This is a genomic window from Dyella sp. EPa41 (assembly GCF_016586165.1).
GTDB lineage: Bacteria > Pseudomonadota > Gammaproteobacteria > Xanthomonadales > Rhodanobacteraceae > Dyella.
The window spans coordinates 1-8,007 of sequence record NZ_BCPR01000120.1; the positions used below are offsets into that span (position 1 = coordinate 1).

Sequence of the window (8,007 nt, forward strand, 5' to 3'; positions counted from 1 at the left end):
CCTTTCTCCCTCTCCCCTCTGGGGAGAGGGCTGGGGTGAGGGGTGGGGCTCGCGAAATTCCTCCCTACCTCGGTAGGAGCGCACCCAGTGCGCGACCGCAACGCCGGAACACGCCGCGGTAGTCGCGACCACCGCAGACCGGGGCAACCACGTCAGTCCGCGGTCGCGCACTGGGTGCGCTCCCACAACGAACGGCGGCCATCAGCTCCTCGATGCGATGTGCCGCGCAGCGGCACGAGCCTTCAACCATCCCCTGTGTGGCGGTGAGGGGCGGACGATCAGGCCCCGCAGGGGTGCCCGACAGGACGTCGGGCACTTTTCGTCCGGGCAGGAGCCCGGTCGAAAAGCCCGGCCGCCCCTCACGCACTGGCTGGGCATAGCCCAGACAGCGCCACGCGAGGTGCCGTTCTCTTTGGTTACTTTCTCTTGGGCAAGCAAGAGAAAGTGACCCGGCCTCCGGCAGGAGGGCGGAAGCCCGCCGCAGGCGAGCCAGATCGCGGAAGACAGCAACTAAGACGTCGCCAACTGCATGCCTAAGGAACGAATGCTGCAGACCGGCGCGAAAGCCTGTCGCGCACTGGGTGCGCTCCTGCAAGGGAGCGTCCACGCCGGCGATAGAACGGCAACCGCGACCGGCGTGATCGAAGAGCCGTCCGGCCATCACTCCACTGCAACCGCCAGCTCCGCCACCTTGTGCGGTACCTTGCGCTCCCGCCAATGCGGCACGCCGCTCCACGAAGCACCGGCCGTACCATTGGCCAGCGCACGACTCACCGCGCGACGCTCGAGATGCGGCGCAAACACGCTGATGAAATCCAGCGCGTATTCGCGCAGCACGCTCTCCCGACGCAGCACGATCCACGTCGTGCATGGCTCGAACAGCAGGTCGGCATCAAGCTCGCGCAAATCCGTGTCGAGCTCGGGCTGGAAAGCCATCTCCGCCAGTACGCCAACGCCAAGGCCTTCGCGCACATAGGTCTTGATGAGGTCGGCATCACTTGCCGTCATCGCGATCTGCGGATGCAGGTTGGCGGCATGGAACGCGCGCGCCAGCGAGGACTCCGGCTTGAGCGAGGAGTCGTAGCTGATGATCGGATGAGCGGCCAGCTGCTGCAGCGATGGCGCCTGCTTTTGCTTGGCCAAGGGATGATTGCCAGGCACGAGCACGATGCGGTGCCAGCGGTAGGCGGGCAGGGCGATGCCGCTCGGCGGCGGAGCACCAGCGGCCGTGCTGACGATGGCGAGGTCGACCAGGCCACCCTCCAGCAGCGACATGACATCCGAATCGCTGACCGGCTGCAGATGGACGCTTACCTGCGGATAGCTGCGGCTCAACGAGGCCACCGCGCTTGGCAGTGCGAAACGGGCCTGCGTGTGCGTGGTGGCGATGCGCAGCGTGCCGTGCGATTCGTTGCGCAGGTTGGCGGCGATGGAGCGGATGTTGGCCGCTTCGGCAAGGATGACGCGCGCGCGTTCGAGCACATGGGTGCCGGCGTGCGTGATCGCATGCAGGCTGCGGCCCTTGCGGTGGAACAGCTGGAAACCGAGTTCGTCTTCGAGTTGGCGCAGCAGCTTGCTGAGGCCGGGCTGGGTGGCGTGCACCCGTTCGGCCGCCAGGGTGATGTTCAGGCCGGCATCAGCGATGGCGACCAGATAACGCAGTTGGGTAAGGGTCATGGCTCGGGTTCCGCAGGCAATCGAGGGAGTGGTGGCTCTCAGTCGCGGAACGAATACATCGCGCGACCCTGCCCGATGGCCGGCTGCCGGTGCAGCAGGCCCTGTCGGCACCCCTTGGTTTGCGGTGGCTGTCCACGGGCTTGGGTTCGTTCGAGGTCTGTATTTAGACGTCTATACAGTGATTGGTGCGATGCGTCAATACTCGGGGCGGCGGCCTCGGGCTTATAACTACGGGTGATATTCCGCGCGCGATAAATCATTTGCGCCGTGGCAGGCCGCTACCTAGCGTGGTGCGGACCATCCCGATTGCGCGTTGCCGGAGCCCCGTTTGATGAAGCTGTATCCGCTGTTCGCCGATCTGTCGGGTCGCCAGGTACTGGTGGTCGGCGGTGGCGTCGTGGGCGAGCGGAAGGCGGCCGCGCTGGTGGAAGCAGGCGCCACGGTGATCGTGGGATCGCCCCGGCTTTCGCCCGCTTTGCAGGCATGGGTAGAGCAGGGGCGCGTGCGATGGCGCAGCGGTCGTTTCGAGGAGGCATGGCTGGACGACGTGTGGCTGGTGGTCGCGGCAACCGGCGACGCCACGTTGCATCGGCGCATCCGTGAGCTGGCGGAGGCCCGGCACCTGTTCGTCAACGTCGTGGACGACGCCGCGCAATCGAGTTTCCACGTGCCGGCGGTGATCGACCGCGCGCCTGTCACCATCGCGATCTCCAGCGGAGGCCACGCACCGATGCTGGCGCGCCTGCTGCGCGAGCGCCTGGAAGTACTGGTGGACCCGGTGGTCGGCCCGCTGGCCGCCTTGCTGGCCGATATGCGTGGGCGAATCCGCAAGCACTTGCCCGAGGCGGCGCTGCGCCGACGCTACTACGAGCGCCTGTTGGCGGGCCCCGTGCAAAGCCTGTTGCGGCGTGGGCAGCAGGCCCTGGCTGAAGCATCGGCGGAGCGCCTGCTCGATTCGTTCGATGCGCCGCGAGCCGGTTCGGTCGTCCTGCTCGGTGCCGGCCCGGGCGATCCGGGCCTGCTCACCCTGCGCGGCCTGCGCGCCCTGAACGAAGCCGACGTGATCCTGCACGATCGCCTGGTGAGCCATGACGTGCTGGCGCTGGCGCGCCGGGATGCCGAACGTATCGAGGTGGCCAAGCAGGCCGGCAACCACCATACGACGCAGGCGCAGATCCATGCGCTGATGCTCGAGCATGCCGCCGCGGGCAAGCGGGTGGTGCGACTGAAGGGCGGTGATCCCTTCGTGTTCGGGCGCGGCGGCGAGGAGCTCCAATTCCTCCGCCGGCACGGCATTCCCTACGAGGTGGTGCCGGGCATTACCGCGGCGCTCGCGTGCGCGGCCTATGCGGGCGTGCCGCTGACCCATCGCGACCACGCGCAGTCGGTGCGGCTGGTGACCGCTCACTGCCGTGATTCCATCGACACGCTGGACTGGTCCGCGCTGGCGCAGGAAAAGCAGACCTTGGCCGTCTATATGGGTACCAGCGAATTGCCCATGATCCGGCAGCGCCTGATCGCCCATGGCCGTTCCGGCAGCACGCCGTTCGCGCTGGTGGAGAACGGTTCGCGGCCCGAGCAGCGCGTCATAACCGGCACGCTCGATAGCCTGGCGGAGCGCGCCGCGGCCGCTGAAGTGCGCTCGCCGGCGCTGTTGATCATCGGCGAAGTGGCCGCGCTCGCGAACACCCTGGCCTGGTTCGGACGTCCTCCGCTCGCCGCCGCGTCGCCCTTGATCGAGGCGGCTTGACACAACCTTAGCTCGCGCGGGCGCACCATCGCGTGCGCCGCCCATCCCTTCCATGTTGTTCCACGGAGTGACCTCATGATTTACGACAGCATCCTCGACACCATCGGCAACACGCCCATCGTGCGCATTCATCGGCTCGCGCCGAAGCACGTGAAGCTGTATGCCAAGGTGGAGGCGTTCAACCCGGCGGGTTCGGTCAAGGACCGTTTGGCGTACGCCATCATCATCGACGCGGAACAGAAGGGGCTGCTCAAGCCCGGCCAGACCGTGGTGGAAGCAACGTCGGGCAACACGGGCGTGGCGCTCGCGGCGGTGTGCGCAGCGCGTGGCTATCCGTTCATGGCGGTGATGACCGAGACGTTCTCGGTCGAACGGCGCAAGCTGATGCGCGCCTACGGTGCCAAGGTGGTGCTCACGGCGGCGGCCGAACGCGGCAGCGGCATGGTGCGCAAGGCGAAGGAGCTGGCCGACAAGCATGGCTGGTTCCTGGCGCAGCAGTTCGAGAATCCGGCGAACCCGTCCTATCACCGAAACACCACGGCGGCGGAGATCCTGCGCGACTTTGCCGGCAAGCGGCTCGACTATTTCGTGACCGGCTGGGGCACGGGCGGCACCCTCACGGGCGTGGGCGAAGTGTTGAAGGTGGCGCGTCCCGAGGTGAAGGTGATTGCCAGCGAGCCGGCCGGTGCGTCGTTGCTCGCGGGCAAGGAATGGCAGCCGCACAAGATCCAGGGCTGGACGCCGGACTTCGTGCCGGGCGTGCTCAACCGCGACGTGGCGCAGCAGATCATTCCGGTGGATGACGTGGTGGCGCGCGACACGTCGCGCGCGCTGGCGCAGCAGGAAGGCATCTTCGTGGGCATCTCCTCCGGCGCGACGCTGGCGGCCGCTCTGCAGGTGGCGAAGGACGCACCGGAGGGCTCGGTGCTGCTGGCCATGCTGCCGGATACCGGCGAGCGTTATCTCTCGACGTTCCTGTTCGAGGGCGTCAATGAAGGATCGGACGAGGTGGAGTGAAAGGCGCCGTGCGCTTTCATTTCAGCTAGTGGGTTTTTCCTTCGTGGGAGCGCACCTGTCCGCGACGGCCCGGCATCGCGGAACACCGAAGCGCCGATCGCGCACTGGGTGCGCTCCTACAAGGCGACGTGTCGCCGATGTGTCGATTCATGCCCGGCGACGCGGACGTTGATGCGCCTCCCACTCCGCGATCAGCTTCTGGCCGACGGCGGCCAGGGCATTGATCGCCGGCAGCAGCTCGCGGCCCAGCGGGGTCAATGCGTACTCGGCGGAAGGCGGCGAGGTGTGCAGTACGCGCCGCGTCACCAGGCCCCGCGTTTCCAGCTCGCGCAGCCGTGCGCTCAGCACACGTGCGGAAATGCGCGGCAGGTCATGGCGCAACTCGCCGAAGCGTCGCGGCTCGCCGCTCAGCTGCCAGACCACGTTGGGCGCCCATGCGCCACGCAGCAGCAACAGCACCTCGCTGAGCGGGCAGGCGGGAGGTGGAGCGACCTTGCTCTTGCGTACGGGAAGGCCCATGGCGTGCCTCGATATCGGTAACTGATCGGTTACCGGATTTTATGCGTAACCAGCAGTTAGGTGGTATCCAACAGTAACCATGGGTGGCTAGCATGGCGACGCCTCGGCGATCGGAGATCGCCACGAGGCCTTCCTTCCCATCCGTTCGGAGAAACGCCATGAAGCTCTACTACGCCGCCGGTGCCTGTTCGCTGTCTCCCCACATCGTTGCCAAGGAGGCGGGCATCGCACTGGAGCTGGAGAAAGTCGACACCAAGGCCAAGCTCACCGCGAGCGGCGCAGATTATTGGCAGATCAATCCCAAGGGCTACGTTCCGGCGCTGCTGCTGGACAATGGCGAACTGCTCACCGAAGGCCCCGCGATCGTGCAGTACCTTGCCGACCAGAAACCGGAAAGCGGCCTGGCCCCGGCGAACGGCACTGCGGCGCGCTACCGGCTGCAGGAAATGCTCGGTTACATCAACTCCGAACTGCACAAGACCTACACGCCGCTGTTCAAGCCGGACACGCCGGATGCAGTCCGCCAGGAGCGCAAGGACTACCTGCGCAAGCGCTATGCGCTGATCGAGCAGCAGCTGGCCAGTCACGACTGGCTGGTGGGCGATCGCTTCAGCGTGGCCGATGCCTATCTCTTCACCGTGACCAACTGGTCCAGGCACGTCGACCTGGACTTGTCGGGTTTCCCGGCATTGCTGGCGTTCCAGAAGCGCGTGGCGGACCGGCCGAAGGTGCAGGCGGCGATGGTGGCGGAAGGGCTGGTCAAGGCGGCTGCCTGACGCATAACAGCCATGGATGCGCGCCTCTTCGAGGGGCGCGTATCTGGGCGGCTAGGCGCCCTTGCCGATCCTTGGCGTGCCGCGCCGCTCCCGCCACCGATACGAGGCGTGAGGGCCGCGAGCCATGCCCAAGGCGGTGCCAGCGCGGGTCGGGCGAGCGAACGTGGTGCGCGCGGCCTGCATCCATAGTGGCGGCAGCGCCGCAAAGCTGATGGTGAATATCGCCAAGGCCAACAGGAAAAGCATCGGCTCGTCCTGGAGTGGGGCCCATCGGGAACCGGCGTGTCTGTCCGTCGCGATGATTTCCTGCCAGAGCATGGCGTGAAGCACCTGGTAGCCCGCGAAGATCCAGAGCGGAAGGATCAGTGCGCTGGCGAGCACAAAGAAGGCGCGCTCCATCCCCTTCGCTGTCTTAGCCGAGGCCTCGCGGATGTGCGCGAGGCCGCTGCCTGTCGAGAAGCCGATGCCGGCGAAGACGGACATGCCGAGCGCGAAACCGGCGAGCAGCATCGCGAACACCGTGCTCTTCCAGAGCCATCCGTCACCGAGGCCGCGCGACAGGGCATGGATGGCCAATGCGAAAGCCGGCGCGGAACAGAAGGCCCAGCACCAGCAAAACTTCGCCATCCGGGAGTAGTACGCGCTTTCGGCCTCACCGACTTCGCGTTGTGGACCGAAGTGCATCGGGGCTCCATCCATGGATGCGGGGCTCAGCCCCGACGCCCCGATGATCGCCGGATCAGATGTCCTTCGCCAAGGGCTCGGCGAGACCGATATAACCGCCCGGCGTCAGGTCCAGCAGGCGCTGCTTCGCATCGGCCGGAAGGTCCAGGCCGGTAATGAAGGTGCGCATGGAATCCTTGGTGATGCCCTGGCCGCGGGTCAGTGCCTTGAGCTGTTCGTACGGCTCCGGCAGGCCATAACGGCGCATCACGGTCTGCACGGCCTCGGCCAGCACTTCCCAGCTCGCGTCGAGGTCGGCGGCAAGACGGTCGGCGTTGACGGTGAGCTTGCCCAGGCCCTTCTTCAGCGATTCCAGCGCGACCACGGTGTGGCCGAACGCCGTGCCCAGCGCGCGCAGCACGGTGGAATCCGTCAGGTCGCGCTGCCAGCGGCTGATCGGCAGCTTCTCGGCGAAGTGGCCGAGCAGGGCGTTGGCGAGGCCGAAGTTGCCCTCGGCGTTCTCGAAGTCGATCGGGTTGACCTTGTGCGGCATGGTCGACGAGCCGACTTCACCGGCCTTCAGCGCCTGCTTGAAGTAGCCCAGCGAGATGTAGCCCCAGATATCGCGCGCCAGGTCGATCAGGATGATGTTGGCGCGGCGGATCACGTCGCAGTACTCGGCGACGCCGTCATGCGGCTCGATCTGCGTGGTGTACGGGTTGTAGTCCAGGCCCAGGCTTTCCACGAAACGCTGCGAGAACGCCCGCCAGTCGAGTTCCGGGTAGGTGATGGCGTGGGCGTTGTAGTTGCCCACGGCGCCGTTGATCTTGCCGGGAATTTCCAGCGCCACGAGCTGCTTGCGCTGGCGCTCCAGGCGGGCGACCACGTTGGCCAGTTCCTTGCCCAACGTGCTCGGCGACGCGGTCTGGCCATGCGTGCGCGAGAGCATCGGCAGCGAGGCGTTTTCGTGGGCCAGTGCGCGCAGCTTGGCGATGATGCCGTCGATCACCGGCAGCAGCACCTGTTCGCGCGCGTCGCGCAGCATCAGCGCATAGGAAAGGTTGTTGATGTCCTCGCTGGTGCAGGCGAAATGCACGAACTCCTTGGCCTGCGCCAGCGACGCGTCATTGCCGATGCGCTCCTTGATGAAGTACTCCACCGCTTTCACGTCGTGATTGGTGGTGGCTTCGATGGCCTTGATGCGTGCGCCATCGTCGACGTTGAAGTCGGCGGCAATGCCCTTGAGCTTGCTGATCTGCTCGGCCGAAAACGCCGGCAATTCCACGATGCCCCTGTCTGCGGCCAAGGCCAGCAGCCATTCGATCTCCACGTGCACGCGGCGGTGCATGAGGCCGAATTCGCTGAAGATCGGACGCAGCGCTTCGACCTTGCTGGCGTAGCGGCCGTCCAGGGGCGACAGGGCGGTCAGGGCATGGGAGGACATCAGGGTGTTCCAAGGCGGGAAAGGGGAGATTTTACAACAGGGGCGGGAAGGGACGTTTTGCGGCCCTGGCGAGGGCCCTGACGCTTTCCCCCTCACCCCTTCAGGGAGAGGGCCGGGGTGAGGGGTCAATCCAGCCTCACGCCTGGTCAAGGCAGCGCGTC

Annotated in this window: 7 protein-coding genes; 3 read left to right on the top strand and 4 right to left on the bottom strand. The window is 66.4% G+C overall.

The features are described 5' to 3' along the window. Positions 1-660: 660 nt before the first annotated feature. Positions 661-1,677, bottom strand: coding sequence for a LysR substrate-binding domain-containing protein (locus tag JMF82_RS21145; RefSeq protein WP_201316500.1), 1,017 nt, complete (start codon positions 1,675-1,677; stop codon positions 661-663). Between the two features lie 331 nt (positions 1,678-2,008). Between JMF82_RS21145 and cysG the strand changes: the two genes are divergently transcribed. Together cysG and cysK are read left to right on the top strand one after the other, a co-directional pair. Continuing rightward, complete coding sequence (cysG, locus tag JMF82_RS21150) at positions 2,009-3,427, top strand: siroheme synthase CysG (RefSeq protein WP_201316501.1); 1,419 nt, start codon at positions 2,009-2,011, stop codon at positions 3,425-3,427. Between the two features lie 75 nt (positions 3,428-3,502). Beyond that, positions 3,503-4,444: a cysteine synthase A gene (cysK, locus tag JMF82_RS21155; RefSeq protein WP_201316502.1), complete on the top strand. Its 942-nt coding sequence runs from the start codon at positions 3,503-3,505 to the stop codon at positions 4,442-4,444. Between the two features lie 147 nt (positions 4,445-4,591). On the opposite strand, the gene JMF82_RS21160 is transcribed toward cysK, so the two are convergent. Continuing rightward, entirely contained in the window at positions 4,592-4,963 is a 372-nt protein-coding gene (locus JMF82_RS21160) for a helix-turn-helix domain-containing protein (protein WP_201316503.1), read from the bottom strand. Between the two features lie 158 nt (positions 4,964-5,121). On the opposite strand from JMF82_RS21160, the gene gstA reads away from it, so the two are divergent. Further along, complete coding sequence (gstA, locus tag JMF82_RS21165; protein WP_201316504.1) at positions 5,122-5,739, top strand: glutathione transferase GstA; 618 nt, start codon at positions 5,122-5,124, stop codon at positions 5,737-5,739. A 51-nt stretch (positions 5,740-5,790) separates the two neighbouring features. Here gstA and JMF82_RS21170 read toward each other — a convergent pair whose 3' ends face one another. Both JMF82_RS21170 and purB read right to left on the bottom strand, forming a co-directional pair. Beyond that, entirely contained in the window at positions 5,791-6,315 is a 525-nt protein-coding gene (locus JMF82_RS21170; protein WP_201316505.1) for a hypothetical protein, read from the bottom strand. Positions 6,316-6,478: 163 nt separating this feature from the next. Further along, positions 6,479-7,846 (bottom strand): adenylosuccinate lyase, encoded by a 1,368-nt coding sequence (gene purB, locus JMF82_RS21175; RefSeq protein WP_201316506.1) that lies wholly within the window; start codon positions 7,844-7,846, stop codon positions 6,479-6,481. Positions 7,847-8,007: the final 161 nt, after the last annotated feature.

Bases quoted from the DNA above. Each gene is read 5' to 3' on its own strand.
- gstA (WP_201316504.1), top strand. From the start codon at position 5,122: ATGAAGCTCTACTACGCCGCCGGTGCCTGTTCGCTGTCTCCCCACATC.
- cysK (WP_201316502.1), top strand. From the start codon at position 3,503: ATGATTTACGACAGCATCCTCGACACCATCGGCAACACGCCCATCGTG.
- JMF82_RS21145 (WP_201316500.1), bottom strand. From the start codon at position 1,677: ATGACCCTTACCCAACTGCGTTATCTGGTCGCCATCGCTGATGCCGGC.
- JMF82_RS21160 (WP_201316503.1), bottom strand. From the start codon at position 4,963: ATGGGCCTTCCCGTACGCAAGAGCAAGGTCGCTCCACCTCCCGCCTGC.
- purB (WP_201316506.1), bottom strand. From the start codon at position 7,846: ATGTCCTCCCATGCCCTGACCGCCCTGTCGCCCCTGGACGGCCGCTAC.
- cysG (WP_201316501.1), top strand. From the start codon at position 2,009: ATGAAGCTGTATCCGCTGTTCGCCGATCTGTCGGGTCGCCAGGTACTG.